Annotated in this window: 16 protein-coding genes; 8 read left to right on the forward strand and 8 right to left on the reverse strand. The window is 72.7% G+C overall.

Features of this window, described 5'->3' with window-relative positions:
- The first annotated feature begins 161 nt into the window (after positions 1–161).
- From ABZ836_RS01925 to ABZ836_RS01940, 4 genes are all read left to right on the forward strand, one after another.
- Complete coding sequence (locus ABZ836_RS01925) at positions 162–935, forward strand: isoprenyl transferase (protein WP_356138414.1); 774 nt, start codon at positions 162–164, stop codon at positions 933–935.
- Between the two features lie 461 nt (positions 936–1,396).
- Positions 1,397–2,722 (forward strand): PhoH family protein, encoded by a 1,326-nt coding sequence (locus ABZ836_RS01930; protein ID WP_356138412.1) that lies wholly within the window; start codon positions 1,397–1,399, stop codon positions 2,720–2,722.
- A gap of 454 nt (positions 2,723–3,176) precedes the next feature.
- A complete protein-coding gene (locus tag ABZ836_RS01935) occupies positions 3,177–3,872 on the forward strand; it encodes a transglycosylase SLT domain-containing protein (RefSeq protein ID WP_361138347.1) in 696 nt (231 codons plus the stop codon).
- A 163-nt stretch (positions 3,873–4,035) separates the two neighbouring features.
- On the forward strand, positions 4,036–5,271 hold the full coding sequence (locus ABZ836_RS01940; RefSeq protein ID WP_356138409.1) for an AI-2E family transporter: 1,236 nt from the start codon (positions 4,036–4,038) through the stop codon (positions 5,269–5,271).
- A gap of 84 nt (positions 5,272–5,355) precedes the next feature.
- Here ABZ836_RS01940 and ABZ836_RS01945 read toward each other — a convergent pair whose 3' ends face one another.
- The 4 genes from ABZ836_RS01945 to ABZ836_RS01960 all read right to left on the reverse strand — a co-directional run bounded on the left by ABZ836_RS01945 (position 5,356) and on the right by ABZ836_RS01960 (position 7,939).
- Positions 5,356–5,892, reverse strand: coding sequence for a carboxymuconolactone decarboxylase family protein (locus ABZ836_RS01945; protein WP_356138407.1), 537 nt, complete (start codon positions 5,890–5,892; stop codon positions 5,356–5,358).
- Between the two features lie 3 nt (positions 5,893–5,895).
- Complete coding sequence (locus ABZ836_RS01950; protein ID WP_356138405.1) at positions 5,896–6,450, reverse strand: peroxiredoxin; 555 nt, start codon at positions 6,448–6,450, stop codon at positions 5,896–5,898.
- 338 nt (positions 6,451–6,788) lie between these two features.
- Positions 6,789–7,049, reverse strand: coding sequence for a hypothetical protein (locus ABZ836_RS01955; RefSeq protein WP_356138403.1), 261 nt, complete (start codon positions 7,047–7,049; stop codon positions 6,789–6,791).
- Positions 7,046–7,939: an SPFH domain-containing protein gene (locus tag ABZ836_RS01960; protein ID WP_356138402.1), complete on the reverse strand. Its 894-nt coding sequence runs from the start codon at positions 7,937–7,939 to the stop codon at positions 7,046–7,048. Before ABZ836_RS01960 ends, ABZ836_RS01955 begins: the two co-directional genes overlap by 4 nt.
- Positions 7,940–8,314: 375 nt before the next feature.
- Between ABZ836_RS01960 and ABZ836_RS01965 the strand changes: the two genes are divergently transcribed.
- The gene (locus ABZ836_RS01965; protein WP_361138350.1) at positions 8,315–10,558 is read left to right on the forward strand and encodes a transglycosylase domain-containing protein; all 2,244 of its coding nucleotides are present in this window, start codon (positions 8,315–8,317) and stop codon (positions 10,556–10,558) included.
- Between the two features lie 151 nt (positions 10,559–10,709).
- Here the strand turns inward: ABZ836_RS01965 and ABZ836_RS01970 are convergent, their stop codons facing one another.
- The 3 genes from ABZ836_RS01970 to ABZ836_RS01980 all read right to left on the reverse strand — a co-directional run bounded on the left by ABZ836_RS01970 (position 10,710) and on the right by ABZ836_RS01980 (position 15,484).
- The gene (locus ABZ836_RS01970; protein ID WP_361138352.1) at positions 10,710–12,923 is read right to left on the reverse strand and encodes a SpoIIE family protein phosphatase; all 2,214 of its coding nucleotides are present in this window, start codon (positions 12,921–12,923) and stop codon (positions 10,710–10,712) included.
- Positions 12,924–13,125: 202 nt separating this feature from the next.
- The gene (locus ABZ836_RS01975; RefSeq protein WP_356138396.1) at positions 13,126–13,818 is read right to left on the reverse strand and encodes a DUF402 domain-containing protein; all 693 of its coding nucleotides are present in this window, start codon (positions 13,816–13,818) and stop codon (positions 13,126–13,128) included.
- Positions 13,819–14,035: 217 nt separating this feature from the next.
- Positions 14,036–15,484, reverse strand: coding sequence for a class II fumarate hydratase (locus ABZ836_RS01980; RefSeq protein ID WP_356138394.1), 1,449 nt, complete (start codon positions 15,482–15,484; stop codon positions 14,036–14,038).
- Between the two features lie 344 nt (positions 15,485–15,828).
- Between ABZ836_RS01980 and ABZ836_RS01985 the strand changes: the two genes are divergently transcribed.
- A complete protein-coding gene (locus tag ABZ836_RS01985; protein ID WP_356138454.1) occupies positions 15,829–17,238 on the forward strand; it encodes a ricin-type beta-trefoil lectin domain protein in 1,410 nt (469 codons plus the stop codon).
- 163 nt (positions 17,239–17,401) lie between these two features.
- Here ABZ836_RS01985 and ABZ836_RS01990 read toward each other — a convergent pair whose 3' ends face one another.
- Complete coding sequence (locus ABZ836_RS01990; protein WP_356137030.1) at positions 17,402–19,075, reverse strand: fumarate hydratase; 1,674 nt, start codon at positions 19,073–19,075, stop codon at positions 17,402–17,404.
- A gap of 238 nt (positions 19,076–19,313) precedes the next feature.
- Between ABZ836_RS01990 and ABZ836_RS01995 the strand changes: the two genes are divergently transcribed.
- The gene (locus ABZ836_RS01995) at positions 19,314–19,991 is read left to right on the forward strand and encodes a DUF1707 domain-containing protein (protein WP_356137032.1); all 678 of its coding nucleotides are present in this window, start codon (positions 19,314–19,316) and stop codon (positions 19,989–19,991) included.
- Between the two features lie 133 nt (positions 19,992–20,124).
- Complete coding sequence (locus tag ABZ836_RS02000; protein ID WP_356137172.1) at positions 20,125–20,502, forward strand: WhiB family transcriptional regulator; 378 nt, start codon at positions 20,125–20,127, stop codon at positions 20,500–20,502.
- Positions 20,503–20,891 lie beyond the last annotated feature (389 nt).

The raw sequence follows: 20,891 nt of genomic DNA on the forward strand, positions 1-20,891 counted from the left end.
CCCCCTCGGGCCGGTCCGTCTCCCCCCCACGGACCGGCCCGTTTTTCTTTGCCCCGGCCGTCCGGTGCGCGCAGGGCCTCGGGCCCCAGGGGGCGGGCCGGGGCGGTGCATGACAGGGGTACGCTTCCCGGGGGATCCCGCACGGAGGGGCTGACATTCACGTGAAGCTGCGCGACAACCTTCGCCGCCTGCTTGTCAGGGTCTACGCACGCCGCGTCGAGGGCCACCTCGACCACGACCAGGTGCCCAAGCACATCGGCGTGATCATGGACGGCAACCGGCGCTGGGCGAAGGCGGCCGGCGGCACCACCGTCGAGGGTCACCAGGCCGGCGCGGAGAAGATCGAGGAGTTCCTCGGCTGGTGCGCCGAGACCGACGTCGAGGTCGTCACCCTCTGGCTGCTCTCCACGGACAACTTCGACCGTCCGCAGGAGGAACTCGTCCCGCTGCTCGGCATCATCGAGGGCGTGGTGACCTCGCTGGCCGCGGACGGGCGCTGGCGCATCCACCACGTCGGCACCACGGACCTGCTGCCGGACGGGATGCGGCGCACGCTCAAGGAGGCCGAGGAGGCCACCGCGGGCAACCAGGGGATACTCGTCAACGTTGCCATCGGCTACGGCGGGCGGCAGGAGATCGTCGACGCGGTGCGGTCGGTGCTCCAGGACGCCTCCGCGCGCGGCGTGACCCTGGACCAGGTCGCCGAGACCCTGGACGTCGAGCTGATCGGGCGTCACCTCTACACCGGGGACCAGCCGGACCCCGACCTGGTGATCCGCACCAGCGGGGAGCAGCGGCTGTCCGGCTTCATGCTCTGGCAGACGGCCCACTCGGAGTACTACTTCTGCGAGGTCTTCTGGCCCGCCTTCCGCAAGGTCGACTTCCTCCGCGCGCTGCGGGACTACGCCGCCCGCCACCGCCGCTTCGGCGGCTGACGACCACCGCGGGACCGCCGCGGAGCCGCCGCCGGGTCACCGCGGGGACCGCCGCAGGACCACCGCGGGACCGCCGCGCGACCCCCGTGCGGACCCGCGTACGCCGGGCGCACCAACCTCCCTGACGGGCCGGATTCCTCAACTCCCCTGTACCAAGCGCGAGTTGCCGTACCCGTCGTGGCGTGCGCGGGAGCAGTCGTACGACGAGGCGCGGCGACGGCATGGTGAGGGTCGCGGACGGGCATAACCCCAGCAGGTCGACGCCCGAACCCCGGGCGTCACACCTCAGCGGGCGGCACAGGGGCCGTCCGTCCGGGAGGCCCTTTGCACCAGCCCGAGCGTGCCGCAGCGGCGGTCACGGACGAAGCGGGGGGCCGGCTCTCGGCCCGCGCAACGGCGCCCGAGACCGGCCCGAGACCCGTCGTCGCTCCCCGACCTTCCCCGAGGGGGTACGTCCTTCCGTGGTGACCAGCGCACAGCGCCACAAGCCCGACCGGCGCACCTACGTTCTCGACACCAGCGTCCTGCTGGCCGATCCCAACGCCGTCCACCGCTTCGACGAGCACGAAGTGGTGCTCCCCGTCGTGGTGGTGACGGAGCTGGAGGCCAAGCGGCACCATCCCGAGCTGGGCTACTTCGCACGGCAGGCGCTCCGCCTGCTCGACGACCAGCGGGTGCGGCACGGGCGGCTGGACGCGCCCATCCCGATCGGAGACCTGGGCGGGACCCTCAGGGTCGAGCTCAACCACTCGGACCCCAGCGTGCTGCCGTCCGGCTACCGGCTGGGCGACAACGACTCCCGCATCCTCGCCGTCGCCCGCAACCTCCAGGCCGAGGGGCACGACGTCACCGTCGTCTCGAAGGACCTCCCGCTCAGGATCAAGGCGTCGTCGGTGGGGCTCCTCGCCGAGGAGTACCGCGCCGAGCTTGCCATCACGGACTCCTCCGGGTGGACCGGAATGTCCGAACTCACCCTTTCGGCGGAGCAGGTGGACCTGCTCTTCGAGGAGGGCGTGGTCCACGTCCCCGAGGCGAACGACCTGCCGGTGCACACCGGGCTGCGGATCAGCTCGGAGCGCGGCAAGGCGCTCGGCCGGGTCACCGCCGACGGTGACGTCCGCCTGGTGCGCGGGGACCGCGAGGCGTTCGGCGTGAAGGGGCGCAGCGCCGAACAGCGGGTCGCCCTGGACCTGCTGCTCGACCCGGACATCGGCATCGTCTCGCTGGGCGGCCGGGCCGGCACCGGCAAGTCCGCGCTGGCGCTCTGCGCCGGCCTGGAGGCGGTGATGGAGCGGCGCCAGCACAAGAAGATCATGGTGTTCCGGCCCCTGTACGCGGTGGGCGGCCAGGACCTCGGCTACCTGCCGGGGTCCGAGAGCGAGAAGATGAACCCCTGGGCGCAGGCGGTCTTCGACACGCTCTCCGCGGTCACCGGTCGCGAGGTCATCGAGGAGGTCACCTCCCGCGGGATGCTGGAGGTCCTGCCGCTGACCCACATCCGCGGCCGCTCGCTGCACGACGCGTTCGTGATCGTCGACGAGGCGCAGTCCCTGGAGCGCAACGTGCTCCTGACCGTGCTCTCCCGGATCGGCGCCAACTCGCGGGTCGTGCTGACCCATGACGTCGCCCAGCGCGACAACCTGCGGGTGGGGCGGTACGACGGCGTGGTCGCCGTGGTGGAGCGGCTCAAGGGCCACCCGCTCTTCGCCCATGTCACCCTCAACCGGTCCGAACGGTCCCAGATCGCCGCGCTGGTCACGGAGATGCTCGAGGAGAGCGCCATGTGACGCCCCGGAAGGCGGGACGCTCGGAAAGCCTGACGGTCATCGGATCGTCCGACAACCTCCGGCCAACTCGCCCCCACCGCAGGGAACTCGGACGCCGCCCGGCAAAGGCAGGAGAGCCTAGCCGGGCGGCGTTCGCACGTCCTCCGGATCGGTGAAATTCGCCTGCGCGGGGGCCATGTGAGCTTTCACACGGCACTGGGAATTGCCTTGCGGTGTCCGGTTGCGGCAGAGTCTCACTCCTGTCAGGCCCCGCATACGGCTCATCGGTACCCCCAGCGGTCCCGCCCCCCATGAGTTTCAAGGCCAACTGCATAGCGCAGCCGTATGCCGCCCGAGCTACACGTGGCTCTCCCGCACCGGGAGTCGCCCACCGGGTCCGCGCCTCCGTGACCCCGTTGTTGGGAGGCCAGCGCCAGGGGCACGAACGCGTCCGCCAGGGTCACCGATGCGGGCGATGCTGGAAGGAAATCGTGTGAGCCGGATCTCGGTCCGGGGATTCGCGGTGGCTTCGGCCACTGCGGTCACCGCTGTCGGCAGTGTGGTCGGCGTCGCGACGGGCAGCACCGCCCAGCCCAACGACACCCAGGCTGCCACCGAGGGCACCACGCTGCTCCTCGCGGACATCCCGGCCGGCCAGCAGGCCGACGTCCAGGTCGCGCACCTGGAGGCCCAGGCCGACGCACAGGCGATCGCCGCCGACTACGAGGCCCGCAAGGACGCCGAGGCGGAGGCCCGCAAGGCCGCCGCCCAGCAGGCCGTGGCCAAGAAGGCCGCCGCCGAGCGCGAGGCCGAGAAGAAGAAGGCCGACCGCGCCGCCCGCGAGGCCACCACCACGACCTTCGCCGCGCAGTCCTCCTACACGGTCGCGCAGATCCAGGCGATGGCGCGTTCCATGGTCGCCGCCGACCAGTGGCAGTGCTTCAGCAACATCGTCGACCACGAGTCGGACTGGAACTACAAGGCCGTCAACCCGTCCTCGGGCGCCTACGGTCTCTTCCAGGCCCTTCCGGCCGGCAAGATGGCGTCCGCCGGCGCCGACTGGCAGACCAACCCGGCCACCCAGATCAAGTGGGGCCTCAACTACATGGAGTCCCGCTACGGCAGCCCCTGCGGCGCCTGGGACTTCTGGCAGGCCAACCACTGGTACTGACCAGGTCCGTACCACCGTGACCCGGGGTTCGCCCCGGGGACACCCCGCGTTCGTGTGGCAGCCCCTCACCGTCCTACGGTGAGGGGCTGCCGCCATGTACGGTCGTCCGGTACGTGAACGACACGCCCGGAGTGACGGGGTGAGACGGGGGCAGAGGACGACCATGGCGCGACTTCCTGACTGGGCGGGCCGGCTCGGCGCCGGACTCAACGCCGCGGGCAAGCGGTGGGAGGAACGGCGGGCCGAGGCGCGCCACGAGGAGGGGAACGACTCCGACCACGAGCCGATCCTCGTCCAGCAGGTGGTGGTGCGCCCCGACCCCGCACAGGTGGTGCCGTGGGGCCTGCGGGTGGCCGCGGAGGCCGGCTGGCGGCTGCTGGTGCTGGCCGGCACGGTCTGGGTGCTGATGAGAGTCATCAGCTCGGTCCGGCTGATCGTGCTCTCCTTCGCGGGCGCCCTCCTGGTGACCGCGCTGCTCCAGCCGCTCGCCGCCCGCCTGCACCGCAGGGGACTGCCGCGCGGCGCCGCCACGGCCCTCACCGCGGTGCTCGGCTTCGCCGTGCTGGGCCTGCTGGGCTGGTTCGTGACCTGGCAGATCATGGAGAACGTCGAGAACCTGTCGCGCCAGGTGCAGGGCGGCATCGACGACCTGCGGCGCTGGCTCCTCAACTCCCCGCTCCATGTGACGGAGAGCCAGATCAACGGCATCGCCGAGAACCTGCGCGAGGCGGTCGGCTCCAACACCGAGTCCATCACCTCGGCGGGCCTCACCGGCGTCACGGTGGTCGTCGAGGCGCTGACCATGCTGCTGCTGATGATCTTCTGCACGCTGTTCCTGCTGCACGACGGCAAGAAGATCTGGCGGTGGACCCTGAAGCTGGTCCCGATGGCGGCCCGCCCCGGCGTCGCGGGCGCCGGTCCGATGGCCTGGCGGACGCTCACCTCCTACGTGCGGGGCACGGTGGTGGTGGCGCTCATCGACGCCGTCTTCATCGGCCTCGGCATCTACTTCCTGGACGTGCCGATGGCCGTGCCGCTGGCCGTCGTCATCTTCCTGTTCTCCTTCATCCCGCTCGTCGGCGCGTTCGTCTCCGGCGCGCTGGCGGTGCTGGTCGCGCTGGTCACCCAGGGCGTGTTCGTGGCGGTGATGACGCTGGTGGTGGTGCTCGCGGTCCAGCAGATCGAGGGCCACATCCTGCAGCCGTTCATCCTCGGACGGGCCGTGCGGGTGCATCCGCTGGCGGTGGTGCTCTCCGTCTCGGCGGGCGGCATGATCGCGGGCATCGGCGGCGCGGTGGTGGCCGTCCCGCTGGTCGCCGTCATCAACACGGTGGTCACCTACCTGCACCGGCACGCGCACCGGGCGAGCGTGCCGCCGGGCGGGGCCACGGCGGTCTGACGCCGGGGCGGGCCGGGCCGGTCCGGCGCGAAGGGAGGGGCGGACGCCGTGCGGCGCCCGCCCCTCCCTTCGGTTCCCGGGGAATCAGGAGGAGGCCAGGACGGCCTCCGCGTCGAGGGTGACGGCCACCGCCTGGAGGACGGCGGCGATCTTGGTCGCCTCCTGCACCACCTCGCGGGAGACGCCCGCCTCCCGCAGCTTGTGCTCGTGCGCGTCCAGGCAGGCGCCGCAGGCGTTCACCGCGGAGACCGCGAACGCCCACAGCTCGAAGTCCGCCCGCTCCACGCCCGGGTCGCCGAGCACGTTCATCCGCAGCCCGGCGCGCAGCGACCCGTACTCGGGGTCGGAGAGCAGGTGGCGGGTCCGGTAGAAGACGTTGTTCATCGCCATGACGGCCGCCGCCGTCTTCGCCGCGCGGTACGCCTCCGGCTTCAGGTTCTCCCGGGCCTCCGGCTCCAGCTCCCGCAGGACCAAGGGGGACCGGCTGGCGATGGCGCAGGCCAGCACCGTCCCCCACAGCGCCTGCGAGGGCAGCAGGGAGTTCCCGATCACGGTGCCCAGGTTGAGCCGGAGGTCCTTGGCGTAGTCCGGTATGGCCGACTTCAGTTCCGCGAGCGCCATCGGTCACCCACCCGCCAGCAGGGTGGCCGCGTCCAGGGTGGCGTCGCCCTTGTTCCAGTTGCACGGGCAGAGCTCGTCGGTCTGCAGGGCGTCGAGCACCCGCAGCACCTCCTGCGGGTTCCGGCCCACCGACCCGGCCGTCACCATGGTGAACTGGATGTCGTTGTTGGGGTCGACGACGAAGACCGCCCGCTGGGCGTAGCCGTCCTCGTCCTCGATGCCGAGCGCCCGCATCAGCTCGTGCCGGGGGTCGGCCAGCAGCGGGAACGGCAGCTCGCGCAGGTCCGGGTGGTCCTTGCGCCAGGCGTGGTGGACGAACTCCGAGTCGCCGGAGAAGCCGAGGACCACGGCGTCACGGTCGGTGAACTCGTCGTTCAGCCGGGCGAAGGCGGCGATCTCGGTGGGGCAGACGAAGGTGAAGTCCTTCGGGTAGGAGAAGACGACCTTCCACTGGCCCTCGTGGGTCTTGTGGTCGATCCGCTGGAACTCCCTGCCCTTCTCCAGCGAGACGCAGGCGGTGAGTTCGAATTCCGGGAACTTGTCACCGACAGTGAGCACGGGCTCTCCCTTGCAGGGGGGTGGACGTTCCCCGTGATCGTGGCACAGAGGGGGGTGTTTCCGGAAATACGCCAACTCGTGGCTTTCGGGGCGGGGGAGGGGTGCGGGGGCGGTGCGGCGGTACCGGCCCCCGATCGGTCACCCGCGTGTCCCGCGAGGGGGGTTGGGCCCCGGGACCGGTCGTCGTCCGTCAGCCGGCGACAGTTTCGCTCACCCGCGGCCGGTAGGCGCCGGACCGCTGCGGGACCTCGCCCCCTGAGGGCGACGTGCCGGGCAGGTGTGCGAGGGCGGGGAGTTCACCGGCGCCCGGGTGGGCCCCGAGGGGGCCGGGAGCGCGGTCACTCCCCGCGCGGCCGGCCCCGTCGGGGCATCGGGCCGGCGCCCTTCGGCAGCCGGCCCGCCTCGCCCAGCGCGCGGCGCAGCAGGAACTCGATCTGCGCGTTGGTGGAGCGCAGTTCCTCCCCCGCCCACCGCGCGAGCGCGTCGTGCACCAGCGGGTCCAGCCGCAGCAGGACCTGCTTGCGCTCCGCGGTGCGCCGACGCCGCGCGGGGGGTTCCGCGTCGGGCGCCGGCGCGGGGTTCTCGTCGTCCTCGCTCACTGGTACAGCGTTCCCGTGTTGAGCACCGGCTGCACCGAGCCGTGTCCGCAGAGGACCACCATCAGGTTGGAGACCATGGCGGCCTTGCGCTCCTCGTCCAGTTCCACGATGTCCTGCTCGGCGATCCGCTCGAGCGCCGACTCGACCATGCCGACCGCCCCGTCGACGATCTGCCGCCGGGCGGCGACCACCGCGCCGGCCTGCTGGCGCTGGAGCATCGCGGAGGCGATCTCCGGGGCGTAGGCGAGGTGGGTGAAGCGGGACTCGATGATCTGGACGCCCGCCGCCTCGACCCGCGCGTGCAGTTCCACGGCCAGCTTCTCGGTGATCTCCTCGGCGTTGCCGCGCAGCGACAGCTCGTCCTCGCCGTGCGCGTCGTACGGGTACTCGATCGCGATGTGCCGGACGGCCGCCTCGGTCTGGGTGGAGACGAACTCCAGGAAGTCGTCGACCTCGAACTTGGCCTGCGCGGTGTCCTCCACCCGCCAGACGACCACGGCGGCGAGCTCGATCGGGTTGCCGTAGGCGTCGTTGACCTTGAGGATCGCGGTCTCGTGGTTGCGGACCCGGGTGGAGATGCGGGAGCGGGTGGTGAGCGGGTTCACCCAGCGCAGGCCGTCCTCGCGGACCGTGCCCCGGTAGCGGCCGAAGAGCTGGACCACGCGGGCCTCGCCGGGCGCGACCATGTTCAGCCCCGCCATCGCGGCCAGCGAGAGCAGCGCCAGCAGCACCGCGCCCACGATCAGGGCGGCCGCGGCCCCGCCGGAGGTCCGGGTGGCGCCCAGGTAACCGAGGCCGACCGCGAGCAGCACGCCGAGCAGCCCGAGCAGCAGCGCCAGGCCGCCGCCGACGGAGCGGGCCGGGAACTCCCGCACGCTCGGACGCGGCATCTCCGGCACGTCGGCCGCGCCTGCCGGGGAGGAGGGCGGAGCGGGAGGGGTGGACGGGCTGGAAGGAGTGGACACAGGAGGCCCCCGTTTCGTGTGGCGATGAGGCCGAACCTTAGCTTCGGCCTAGCTAAGTGATATCACTTTTTTGGCGTGACGTAACCCCCGCGGCGCGTAACCGGGCAACCCTTCGACCTCGTGGGACGTCCGATGCGGTAGAAGCCGAAAGTTTGGGGTGCTGATTCTCACGTCCGTAAAAGACCGGATCGACCCCTGTTTGTCACAGGGTGCGGTGTTAACTTTCGGGACCGGCCGCGCATTCGGGTGACGGCCGGTGTGCGGGAGTACGAACGACACGAAGCGGGGCGAAAGAGGACCATGGGGCGAGCCGACCTACGACACGCGCGCCGCCGACGGGGCATACGCAGGTTCTTCACCTGGCGGAAGCTGCTCGGGACGTTCCTCGGGATCTGCCTGCTCGGCATCGGCTCCTTCATCGCGCTGTACGTCATCGTGGACGTGCCGGACGAGGGCAACGCCCTGGCGCAGAGCGAGAGCAACGTCTACCGCTACAGCGACGGCAGCGTCCTCGCCCGCCGCGGCGAGGTGAACCGGGAGATCGTCGCACTCGACGAGGTGCCGCGGGACGTCCAGAAGACCTTCGTCGCGGCGGAGAACAAGACGTTCTACAAGGACCCCGGCGTCGACATCAAGGGCACCGCCCGCGGCCTGTTCAACACCCTCCGCGGCGAGGGCAAGCAGGGCGGGTCGACGATCACCCAGCAGTACGTGAAGAACTACTACCTCACCCAGGAGCAGACCGTGACCCGCAAGATGCGGGAAGTGGTCATCGCCCTGAAGGTGGACCGGCAGATGACCAAGGACGAGATCCTCGCCGGGTACATCAACACCAGCTACTACGGCCGGGGCGCCTACGGCATCCAGGCCGCCGCCCAGGCCTACTACCACACCGACGCCGAGAAGCTCACCGTCGAGCAGGGCGCCTACCTGGCGGCCCTCCTGCAGGCCCCCAACCAGTACGACTGGGCGATCGCCTCCGAGACCGGCAAGCGGCTCGCGAAGGAGCGCTGGGACTACGCGCTCGACAACATGGTCGAGATGAAGTGGCTGGGCGCCTCCGAGCGCGCCGGCATGGAGTTCCCGGTGCCCAAGGAGCCGCGCCCCGCGGCCGGGCTCCAGGGACAGGCCGGCTACCTGGTGCAGCTCGCGAACACGGAGCTCCAGCGGCAGCTGATGGACGTCGAGGGCATCTCCGCCGCCGAGGCGGAGGCCAAGGTGGAGGGCCAGGGCTGGGACCTCACCCTCAACATCGACAAGAAGAAGCAGAAGGCGCTGGAGGCGTCCGTCAAGGAGCAGCTCACCAGCAAGCTGGACCCCGAGAAGCGGAAGGTCGACGGCAGGGTGCAGGCGGGCGCGGTGTCCGTGGACCCGGAGACCGGGCGGATCGTGGCGCTCTACGGCGGCCAGGACTACCTCGAGCACTACTTCAGCAACGCGACCCGCGCCGACTACCAGCCCGCCTCCACCTTCAAGCCGCTCGTCTTCGCGGCGGCGCTGGAGGAGGGCGCGACCACCCAGGACGGGCGGCCGATCAACGCCGGCACCATCTACGACGGCACCAGCAAGCGGCCCGTGGTCGGCAGCGACATCCCCTTCGCCCCGCCCAACCAGGACGACGTCGACTACGGCGACATCCCCGTGCAGACGGCCATGAACAGGTCGGTCAACTCGGTGTTCGCGCAGATGGGCGTGGACGTGGGGATGCGCGACGTGCTGGAGACGGCCGAGCGGGTCGGCATGGACACCGGTGACGACGATCCGGACCCCGCCAACGCGCTGGGCACCATGACCTCCAGCCCGCTGGAGATGGCGAGCGCCTACGCCACGCTCGCCAACCACGGCGTCCAGGTCACGCCGACCCTGGTCAAGAAGGCCGAGAAGGACAACACCGAGGTCGAGATGCCCGACCCGATCGGTGAGCAGGCCGTCAGCCGGAACACCGCCGACACGGTCACCTCCGTGCTGACCGGCGTCGTCGACGACGGAACCGCCCGCGCCTCGGTGCGCGACAACCCGGCTCGGGCCGGGCAGCAGGTGGCGGGCAAGACCGGCACCTCCGACAACAACAAGTCGGCCTGGTTCGTCGGCTACACCCCGGACCTGGTGACCGCCGTGGGCATGTTCGGCGAGGACACCGAGGCCAACAAGCAGGCCTCGCTCACCGGCGCCACGGGTCTCCTGCCCGGCAAGGGCCGCGTCAACGGCGGTGGCTACCCGGCGCAGATCTGGGCCGACTACACCTTCGGCGTGACCGACGGCACCGCCCGGTTCGACCTGCGGACCGACCAGGGCGCCGCGGTGACCCCGACGCCCACCGAGACGCCGTCGCCGACGCCGACCGAGGAGCCCTCCTCCCCGACGCCGAGCGAGACGCCCACCCAGTCGCCCAGCGAGACCCCGACCGAGACGCCCACCGAGTCGGTGACCCCGTCGCTGCCGGGCCGTCCGACCGAGGAGGAGACCACCACGGACCCGAGGCCGGGCCGGCCCGGTGACGACGGGGACCCGGTCGTCGAGGACGAGGGCGGCTTCCTCCGGTAGCCCGGGGAGCCCGCCCCGCGGGCCCGTCCGCACGGAACGGGGAAGGGGCCGTACCGCCGACGCCGGCGGTACGGCCCCTTCCCCGTCGGGCGTCACGCGTCGGGCGTAGGGCGTCAGGCGCGGGGCGTCCGGAGCCGGGCGCCGGGTGGCGTCAGGGGTGGTTGAGCTCGAACCAGACGGCCTTGCCGGTGGAGAGCCGGGTGGCGCCCCAGCGGCGGGCCAGCCGGTTCACCAGGTACAGGCCCCGGCCGCCCTCGTCGGTGGCCCGGGCCTGCCGCAGCCGGGGCAGCTGCGGCACGTCGTCGACCACCTCGCACCGCAGCACGTCGGTGCGCAGCAGCCGCAGCGTGATCGGCCGCGTCGAGTACCGCACCGCGTTGGTGACGACCTCGCTGACCAGGAGCTGCACCGCGTCGGTGAGCCCCTCCAGGCCCCAGTCCTCCAGCGCCGTGCGCGCCAGCCGCCGGGCCCGGCCGGGCGCCGCGTTCTCCGGGTACAGCTCCCAGGACGCCACGTCGCTCGGCGCGATGCCGTCGAACCGCGCCGCGAGCAGCGCGATGTCGTCGTCGCGGTCGCCCGGGCCCAGCATGTCCAGCACCTCGTCGCAGAGCGCCTCCAGCGGCGGGGAGTGGTCCGGGCCGGTGAGCCGGGCGGTCGCCTCCAGCCGGTCCTTCAGCTGCTCTATGCCCGTCCACACGTCCCGCAGCCGCGACTCGACCAGGCCGTCGGTGTAGAGCAGCAGCGTCGCCCCCGCCGGGGCGTCCAGCTCCACGGCCTCGAAGTCGACGCCGCCGACCCCGATCGGCGCGCCCGCCGGAACCTCCAGCACCTCGGCGTGACCGCCCAGGTGCAGCAGCACCGGCGGCGGGTGCCCGGCGTTGGCGACGGTGATGCGGTGCGCGACCGGGTCGTACACGGCGTAGAGGCAGGTCGCCATCCGGTCGGTGCCCAGCCGCTGCGCCTGCTCGTCGAGGTGGTGCAGCACCTCCTGCGGCGGCAGGTCCAGGCCGGCCAGGGTCTGCGCCGTCGTGCGGAGCTGGCCCATGATCGCGGCCGAGGTCATCGAGTGGCCCATCACGTCGCCGACCACCAGGGCGACCCGGCTCCCGGGCAGCGGGATGGCGTCGTACCAGTCGCCGCCCACCCGCGCGGTCTGGGCGGCCGGCAGGTAGCGGGAGGCCAGCCGCACGCCGGTGGGGCGCGGCAGGGTCTCCGGGAGCATGGTGCGCTGGAGTTCGTCGGCGATGTACGCCTCGCGGCCGTAGAGCACCGCCTTGTCGATGCCCAGCGCGCTGTGGGTGGCGAGCTGCGCGGCCACCAGCAGGTCGTCGCCCTCGAACGGGATGCGGTCCGGGCCGCGCAGGAACACCGCCGCGCCGATCACCCGGCGGCGGCCGCGCAGCGGGGCGAGGATGGCGTGCTGGCCGGTGGCCACCGAGGTGTCGGCGCCCTCGCCGAGCAGGTCGACCAGGGCCTCCCGGGCGGTCGGCGCGTCGCAGAAGACCGGGCGGACGCCGCGCAGCACCTCGTCCAGCGGACCGCCCGGCCGCACCTCGGCGGGCGACGCCTCACCGGTGGTCAGCGCGGGCAGCGGCGGCAGCGGGTCGGGGGCGCCGGACACCCGGTCCGGCGGGATGCGGTCGGTGCGCCGCAGCCGCAGCATCACGGGGCCCGCCGGGCGCTCGTCGCCGACCGGCAGCGGGTCGCGCAGGTGGACCAGGATGGCGTCGGCGAAGGCCGGGACCGTGGCCCGGCACAGGCCCATGACGATCTCGTCCAGGTCCATGCCGCGGGCGATGCGCCGGGTGGCGGCCCCGACGAACCGCAGCCGCTCGCCGTCACGCCGCATCGGCACCGGCCCGGAGGCCGGTCCGGCCGTCCGCGCGCTGCGGCGGTCCTTGCCGCCGGGCGCGCCCGGCACCCCGGCCGCCGTCCTGCCCGGCGGGGTCTTCGCGGCCGCGGACGTCTTCGAAGCCGCGGACGTCTTGGAAGCCGCGGACGTCTTGGAAGCCGCGGACGTCTTCGCCGGGGGAGCGGTCTTCACGGCGGGGGCGGAGCGGCCGTTGCCGCGGCCGCCCTTGCCCTTGCCGCCGGACGCCTGCTTCGCGCCCCGCCGCCGCGGCGGCTTGGGCTGCGCGGGGATGGAGTCGGGCGCGGGACGCGGACGCGGGGCGTCGGACGGGCCGGCCGCCGCGTCCGGCTGACTGTGCTCGGAACGCGGGCCGGAGGGCGCCGGGCGCCGCTCGCGCGGCGCCGCGGACCGGGCCGTGCCGGGCCGCCCCGCGGCCGCGCCGGGGTCGGCGTCGGGGCGCACGGAGGCCGGGGTGTCGGGTGTGGAGTGCTCCGTCACGCGTGTCGAATCCATCCGTCCGGGGCCGCCAAAGGCCAATCCCGTGCTCGCCGGCGCTCGCCGGCGCTGCCCTCGCGAACCTTCCTCCTTCTGTTCCGGTTACATCGGCGCACCGCACTGACAGGACGTCAAGCCTCGTGCGGCGAGCTGTCGTTGTCGGCCGGGCGTGTACCGGAGGACGATCCTACGGTTCGGTTCCCAGGGCACATCAAGGGTCTCACGAGGAGACGTGCGCGGGCGTGCGGTCCCAGTCATCGGGCAGGGGCGGGAGCGGCCAGGACGGGTCCGGCCGCCAGTCCTCCCAGCCGTCGGAGAAGGGCGCGCCCCAGGCCCGCACCACCTCCACCGCCTGCTGTCCGGCCTCGCGCACCCGCGCGGCGGTCTCCGCGTCCATCAGCCCCACCCGCTGCGCCTCGGCGAACTCGTCCTCGTCCCGCCAGCCCCAGCTGCGGTCCGGGTTCACCACGACGTCCAGGAAGTGGTCCTCGGAGTCCACGCCGCCCGCCCAACGGGCCAGCGGTTCCTCCAGGTTGACGTACCAGTTCTTGAACCGCCAGCCCGATTCCCAGAACAGCCACACCGACCACGGCCGGCCCGGCTGGGCCAGCTTCAGCACGCCGGTGCCGAACCAGCCGCCCCGGCGCACGACTCGGGGCTTGGTGTAGCGGGACTCCAGCGGCTCCTGGTGCGGGAGGGTCCCGTCGGCCAGCACCGGTCTGACGCACTCGGTGCCGGGCGCCAGCCAGACCGCCAGCAGATCGGCGTCGTCACGGACCACGGTGACGGGGCGGCAGATGTGGAAGCGCGGCCCGCCGTTCTCCCGGTACCGCCACAGGATCCGGCTGCCGGGGGCCCAGTACTCCGTCGCCCCGCTTCCGCCCCGCCGTGCCGCTCCGCAGTCTGCTGTCATGGGGTGATCCTAGGCGGCGGCCCGCCGCAACCGCTGCGGTACGGATCACGCGCGGCACGGCGGCGGAACGGCACCGGCCGCCCGCGGCCACCGGGGCGGGCGGCGGCGGGCGGCCTGGGCGTGGCGGGCGGCCTGGGCGTGGCCCGCGCGGGGCCGGGGCCGGCACGGCGGCCGGCCGGGGGGTGGCCCGCGCGGGGCCGGGTGCTCGCGGCGCGTGCTACGGACGGGTCATCCGCAGCACGTCCAGCGCCTCGTCCAACTGCTCCAGGGTGAGGTCGCCGCGGTCCACGTAACCGGACTCCAGGACCACCTCACGGATGGTCCTGCGCTCCGCCAGCGCCCGCTTGGCCACCTTGGCCGCCTCCTCGTAGCCGATGTGCCGGTTGAGCGGCGTCACCACCGACGGCGAGGACTCGGCGTACTCCAGCGCCCGCTCGCGGTGGGCGACGATCCCGTCCACCGTGCGGTCGGCCAGCAGCCGGGAGGCGCCGGCGAGCAGCCGCACCGACTCCAGCACGTTCTTGGCGATCACCGGCAGCATCACGTTGAGCTCGAAGTTGCCGGCCGCGCCCGCCCAGGCCACCGTGGCGTCGTTGCCGACCACCTGCGCGGCCACCATCAGCACCGCCTCCGGCACCACCGGGTTGACCTTCCCGGGCATGATCGAGGAGCCGGGCTGGAGGTCGGGCAGGCTGATCTCCGCGAGGCCGGTGCGCGGCCCGGAGGACATCCAGCGCAGGTCGTTGCAGATCTTGGTGAGGCCGACCGCGATCGTGCGCAGCTGACCGCTGGTCTCCACCACGCCGTCGCGGGCGCTCTGCGCCTCGAAGTGGTTGCGCGCCTCGGTCAGCGGCAGCCCGGTGCCCCGCGCCACCTCCGCGATCACCGCCGCCGAGAAGCCCGGCGGGGTGTTGATCCCGGTGCCGACCGCAGTGCCGCCCAACGGCAGTTCGGCCAGCCGCGGCAGCGAGGCCGTCAGCCGTTCCACGCCGTACCGGACCTGCGCCGCGTAACCGCCGAACTCCTGGCCCAGGGTCACCGGGGTGGCGTCCATCAGGTGGGTGCGGCCCGCCTTCACCACGTCGGCGAACTCCTCCGCCTTCCGCTCCAGGGCCTCCGCCAGGTGCTCCAGCGCCGGGACCAGGTCGCGGGTGACCGCCGCGGTGGCCGCGATGTGCAGCGACGAGGGGAAGACGTCGTTGGAGGACTGGGAGGCGTTCACGTGGTCGTTGGGGTGGACGTCCCGGCCGAGCCGCTCGGTCGCCAGGGTGGCGAGCACCTCGTTCATGTTCATGTTGGACGAGGTCCCCGAGCCGGTCTGGAAGACGTCCACCGGGAAGTGCTCGTCCCACCGGCCCTCGGCGACCTCGGCCGCCGCCGAGCGGATCGCCTCCGCGACGCCGGGGTCCAGCACGCCGAGTTCGGCGTTCACCTTGGCCGCCGCGCCCTTGATACGGGCCAGGGCTTCGATGTGGGCCCGCTCGAGGCGCTGTCCCGACAACGGGAAGTTCTCCACCGCGCGCTGCGTCTGCGCCCGCCACCTGGCGGTGGCCGGAACCCGTACCTCGCCCATCGAGTCGTGCTCCAGGCGCCACTGTCCGGCCCCGTCCAGGGCGTCCTGCCCCGGCCCGTCGGCCGCGACTTCCCGTTCCGTCCCGCTCGTCATCGTCGTCCCTCTCCTCGTCCGGACCGCTGCCCGGCCGGGCGCCGGCCGGTCCGCCTCACGTCCCCCTCAACCGCTTGACCGGTTCGCCCTCTTCCCAACCCCGCCTACTCGCCAGTACACACCCAAGGGGACATCCGAACGGGACATCGGACCATTCAGGAGGCGTCGTGCACCACGCAGGACTCACGCCCGGACGGGGCGGCGGCACGAGGAGATCCGGCCGGCCGGCGGGACGGCCGGCCTTCCGGAGGGCGGCCGCCCTGGTCGCGGTGACCGCCACCGCGCTGCTGGGGCTCGCGGCCCCCGGAGCGGGCGCCGCCCCGGACGCGCGGGACGGGCAACGGGTGACGGCCGCGTCCACCCCGCTGCCGGCCCCGCTGGAGGCGGTCCGGGCGGCCGAGGCGCTCAAGCTGTACGGCGACCCCGCCGAGCGGCCCCTCGATCAGCGCAAGACCTCGCTGATCTCGCTGGGCGACAGCGAGATCTCCGGCGAGGGCGTCGGCAACTACGAGTCGCCCACCGACGGCCCGGACAACTGGTGCCACCGCTCCAAGGACGCGGCGATCCACCGCACGGGCATCCCGGCCGACGTCACGTACAACGTCTCCTGCTCCGGCGCGAGCACCGTCAACGTGCGGATCGGCGGCTCCGCGCAGTACGCCGACGAGCTGGTCCAGAGCGACAGCCTGGCCGTGAAGGCGCGCAACACCAGGATCAAGATGATCGCGCTGGTGGTGGGCGCCAACGACGACCTGCGGTTCGGGCCGGTGGTCACCGACTGCACGCTCGACTGGTTCCTGCTCCAGGGCCCCTGCTCGCCCGAGCTGGAGGCCGGCTGGCAGGCCCGCATCGACGGCCTGGTGCCCAAGGTCACCGCGACGGTGAACGACCTCAGGACCGTGATGCGCGGCGCCGGCTACGCCGACGGCGCCTACAAGCTGGTCGTGATGGGCTACCCCAGCCCGGGCGGCCCCGACATCCACGACAACCCCGACTTCCCCGGCAAGCTGGCCGGCGGCTGCACCCTCGCCGACCAGGACCTCGCCTGGGCGCGGAACGAGGCGGTGCCGTCGTTCGAACGCGGCATCCGGGAGGCGGCGCGGCTCAGCGGCGCCCACTACCTGGACAACTCGCGGCTGTTCCACGGCCACGAGGTCTGCATGGACGACACCTGGGTCCGCGGCCTGACGGTCGCCGCCAACCCGTTCCCGCCGGACGAGAACGCGGTCCGGCAGTCCTTCCACCCCAACTACCGCGGCCACACGGCGTTCGCCGAGTGCTTCCGGCAGTTCTACGCCTCCGCCTCCCGTGAGGGCAGCTGCGCCGACCCGGCGGGCACGGCCGGGGTGCAGGTGATCGACGGCGCCTGGGACGACAAGTTCCGTCCGCTGCGCAACGAGGCCACCGGCACCTGCGTGGACGCGGACGGCGAGTCCACCGCCAACGACACCGCCGCCCAGGGGTACGCCTGCCACGGCGGGCGCAACCAGGACTGGTGGTACGACGGCACCCGCAGGACCCTGCACTCCGCCCTCTCCCACGACCGCTGCCTCGACGTCCGCGGGGGCTCGCTCACGGCCGGGGCACGGCTGGTGCTGTGGGACTGCCACGGCAACGCCAACCAGCAGTTCGTCCGGCAGGGCGGGACCCTGCGCCCCGCCTCGTCCACCGGGCTGTGCGTGACGCTGCCCTCGGCCACCGCCGGCCTGGTGCTGCGCGCCTGCACCGGGGCGGCCGAGCAGCGGTTCGCGTGACCGGCGGGTTCGCGTGACCGGCGCCCGGACGGGCGGTGCCCGCGCGGGCGGTGCTCGCGCGAGCACCGGGGTGGCCGGCGCCTGAGACGCCGGCGCGGCGTGACCACGGGCCGTCCGTGGTCACGCCGCGCCGGATGCGCCGGGTGCGCCGGCTCCGGTGGGGTCAGAGGCCGGGGCCGCGGACCGGGATGGAGGTGAACGTGGGGGCGGGCGCCGGGTTCTGGAAGAAGTCGTTGCCCTTGTCGTCCACCACGATGAACGCCGGGAAGTCCTCGACCTCGATCCGCCAGACCGCCTCCATGCCGAGCTCCTCGTACTCCAGGACCTCGACCTTCTTGATGCAGTCCTGCGCCAGGCGGGCGGCCGGGCCGCCGATGGAGCCCAGGTAGAAGCCGCCGTGCGCGGCGCACGCGTCGGTGACCTGCTGGGAGCGGTTGCCCTTGGCCAGCATCACCTTGGAGCCGCCCGCCGCCTGGAACTGCTCGACGTAGGAGTCCATGCGGCCGGCCGTGGTCGGGCCGAAGGAGCCGGAGGGCATGCCCTCGGGGGTCTTCGCGGGACCGGCGTAGTACACCGGGTGGTCCTTCAGGTACTGCGGCATGCCCTCGCCGGCGTCCAGGCGCTCCTTGATCTTGGCGTGCGCGATGTCGCGGGCCACGACCAGCGGACCGGTCAGGGAGAGCCGGGTCTTCACCGGGTGCTTGGTGAGCTCGGCGAGGACCTCGTCCATCGGCCGGTTGAGGTCGATCTTGACGACGTCGCCGGCCTGGATGAGGTCGGCCTCGGTGGTGTCCGGCAGGAAGCGCGCCGGGTCCTTCTCGAGCTGCTCCAGGAAGACGCCCTCGGCGGTGATCTTCGCGACGGCCTGGCGGTCGGCGGAGCAGGACACCGCGAGCGCCACCGGGCAGGACGCGCCGTGCCGGGGGAGACGGATGACGCGGACGTCGTGGCAGAAGTACTTGCCGCCGAACTGGGCGCCGATGCCGAGCTCGCGGGTGAGCTCGAAGACCTTCTCCTCCAGCTCGGTGTCGCGGAAGCCGTGGCCCAGCTCGGAGCCCTCGGTGGGCATGTTGTCCAGGTAGTGCGCCGAGGCGTACTTGGCGGTCTTCAGCGCGAACTCGGCGGAGGTGCCGCCGACCACGATCGCCAGGTGGTACGGCGGGCAGGCCGCCGTGCCCAGGCTGCGGATCTTCTCCTCCAGGAACTTCATCATGGAGGCCTCGTTGAGGACCGCCTTGGTCTCCTGGTAGAGGAACGACTTGTTGGCCGAGCCGCCGCCCTTGGCCATGAAGAGGAACTTGTACGCGCCGCCGTCGGTCGCGTAGAGCTCGATCTGCGCGGGGAGGTTGGAGCCGGTGTTCTTCTCCTCCCACATGGTGAGCGGAGCCATCTGCGAGTAGCGCAGGTTGAGGTTCCGGTACGCGTCGTAGATGCCGCGGGAGAGGGCTTCCTCGTCGCCGCCCTCGGTCAGCACGTTCTGGCCGCGCTTGCCCATGACGATCGCGGTCCCGGTGTCCTGGCACATGGGCAGGACGCCGGCGGCGGCGATGTTCGCGTTCTTCAGCAGGTCCAGGGCGACGAACTTGTCGTTGGCGGACGCCTCGGGGTCGTCGATGATCTTGCGGAGCTGGGCGAGGTGGTCGGGGCGCAGGTAGTGCTGGATGTCGTGCACGGCCTCCTCGGCGAGCTTGCGCAGCGCCTCCGGCTCCACCTTGAGGAACGTGCGGCCGTCGGCCTCGAAGGTCGACACGCCCTCGGAGGTCACCAGCCGGTAGGGGGTGGTGTCCTCTCCTGCGGGGAGCAGATCGGTGTACGCGAACTCAGGCATGTCGCCCATTCCTCACTCGAAGCATTGCCGGCGTCTAACAGCGTAGAACCTGCCGGAACGGCGTCCGCTGTGAGGTAAGGCTCACTTGACGGGTGTGCCCCGCATGTGAGCAACGGTCCGGCCCTGGCCCGGCCCCCGGGGGTGGGCCTGCCGCCTCGGGTCCGCCGCTTCGGGTCCGCCGCGTCCTTCCGGAAGTTCGCCCGTGCGAGGACTGTTCGCGATACATCGCGACTGCTACGCTGCGTGGGTGGACCTTCACAAGAAGCAGGAGCTGCGGGCCTCGGACGCCGACCGGGACCGCGTCGTGGACCAGCTGCGCGAGGCCGTCGCCGAGGGCCGGATCACGCCGGAGGAGCACGTCGAGCGGGTCGAGGGCGCGCTGGCCGCCCGCACCCTCGGCGAGCTGGAGGGGTACGTGCGGGACCTGCCCGGCGAGCAGGTCGCGCCGTCGCGCGCGCCGCTGGACCTCGAGTCCCTTCCCGTCGCCGACGAGAACGTGACGGCGATATTCAGCGCCTCCACCCGGAAGGGCCGCTGGCGCGCCGGCCGCCGGATCAACGCGTACGCCATCTTCGGCAGCGTGGAGATCGACCTCAGCCAGGCCGTCTTCGAGCACCAGCAGGTCACCGTGAAGGCCGTCTCGGTCTTCGGCAACGTCGAGGTCCTCGTGCCGGAGAACGTCACCCTGCGCGGCACCGGTGGCGGCGTGCTCGGCAACTTCGAGGTGGACACGGCGGACGCCGAGGACTCCAACGCGCCCGTGGTGTACGTGGACGGCTGGGCGGTGCTGGGGAACGTCGAGGCGCGGCCGCGTCGCGGACGCCTGGTGGCGGACATCCTGCACCGGGTCCAGCGGAGCGTGGACCGGTCGCTCTCCAAGCACCTCGGAGGCGGCCATCTCGGGGGCGGCACAAAGGAGTTGTGACACGCGGCACTCGGTCGCCGGGCGTATAGGAGGTGCATACGCGGCGTGCTCGAGGGGTAGTGCTTGACGCATCGCCGCTCGCTCGCGAAGCCTTCGTCAGGAGTAGACCGTGCCGCAGCACACGCGTTCGTCCCTGCAGGTCACCAAGGTCGCACAGGTCCCCCCGGTCCCGGGCCCGCGGAGCGCCCGCAGGGACCGCGACCAGGACGCGCCCTGGCACAACGAGGCCGTCTGCCGCAGGGACGAGGCGGGGCTGTTCTTCGCCCCGTCCAAGGAGCCCACGGCCGCCCGCCTGTCCCGTGAGGAGGCGGCGAAGCGGGTCTGCGCCGGCTGTCCGGTGATGGTCGAGTGCCGGGAGCACGCCCTGCTGCAGCCGGAGCCCTACGGCGTCTGGGGCGGCCTGACCGCCGCGGAGCGGCGCCTGGTGCTGGCCCGCCGCCGGCGGCGGGACATCGAGTTGAAGAAGGCGGCGCACGCCTCGGCCGGCGGCCGCATAGCCGCGGCGGGCTGACCTCCGCGACGGGCCTTCGCGCGGCTCCTCCGCACGGCGGCGCCCGGGTTTCCCTGGTTGCCCCGGGCCTCCCGCACCTCCCGCACCTCGCGGGCAGCGGGCGTATCGCCGCATCGAGGGCCGACGGCCGCAGGACGCCGAAGGGCGCGCGACGCCGACTCCCGCAGGACGCCGAAGGGCGCACCCGCCGCACCGGGCACGCCCGCCGACTCCCGCAGGACGCCGAAGGGCGCACCCGCCGCACCGGGCACGCCCTTCGTCCGCCGCCGCTCGACCCGCAGGGCCACCGCCGGTCGCGGGGTCATGGTCCACGAGGTCACGGGTCCACGAGGTCACGGGGCCACGAGGTCACGGTCACAAGGCCACGGTCACGAGGTCACGGGTGCACG

The organism is Streptomyces sp. NPDC047130, assembly GCF_040643475.1.
Classification (GTDB): Bacteria; Actinomycetota; Actinomycetes; order Streptomycetales; family Streptomycetaceae; genus Streptomyces.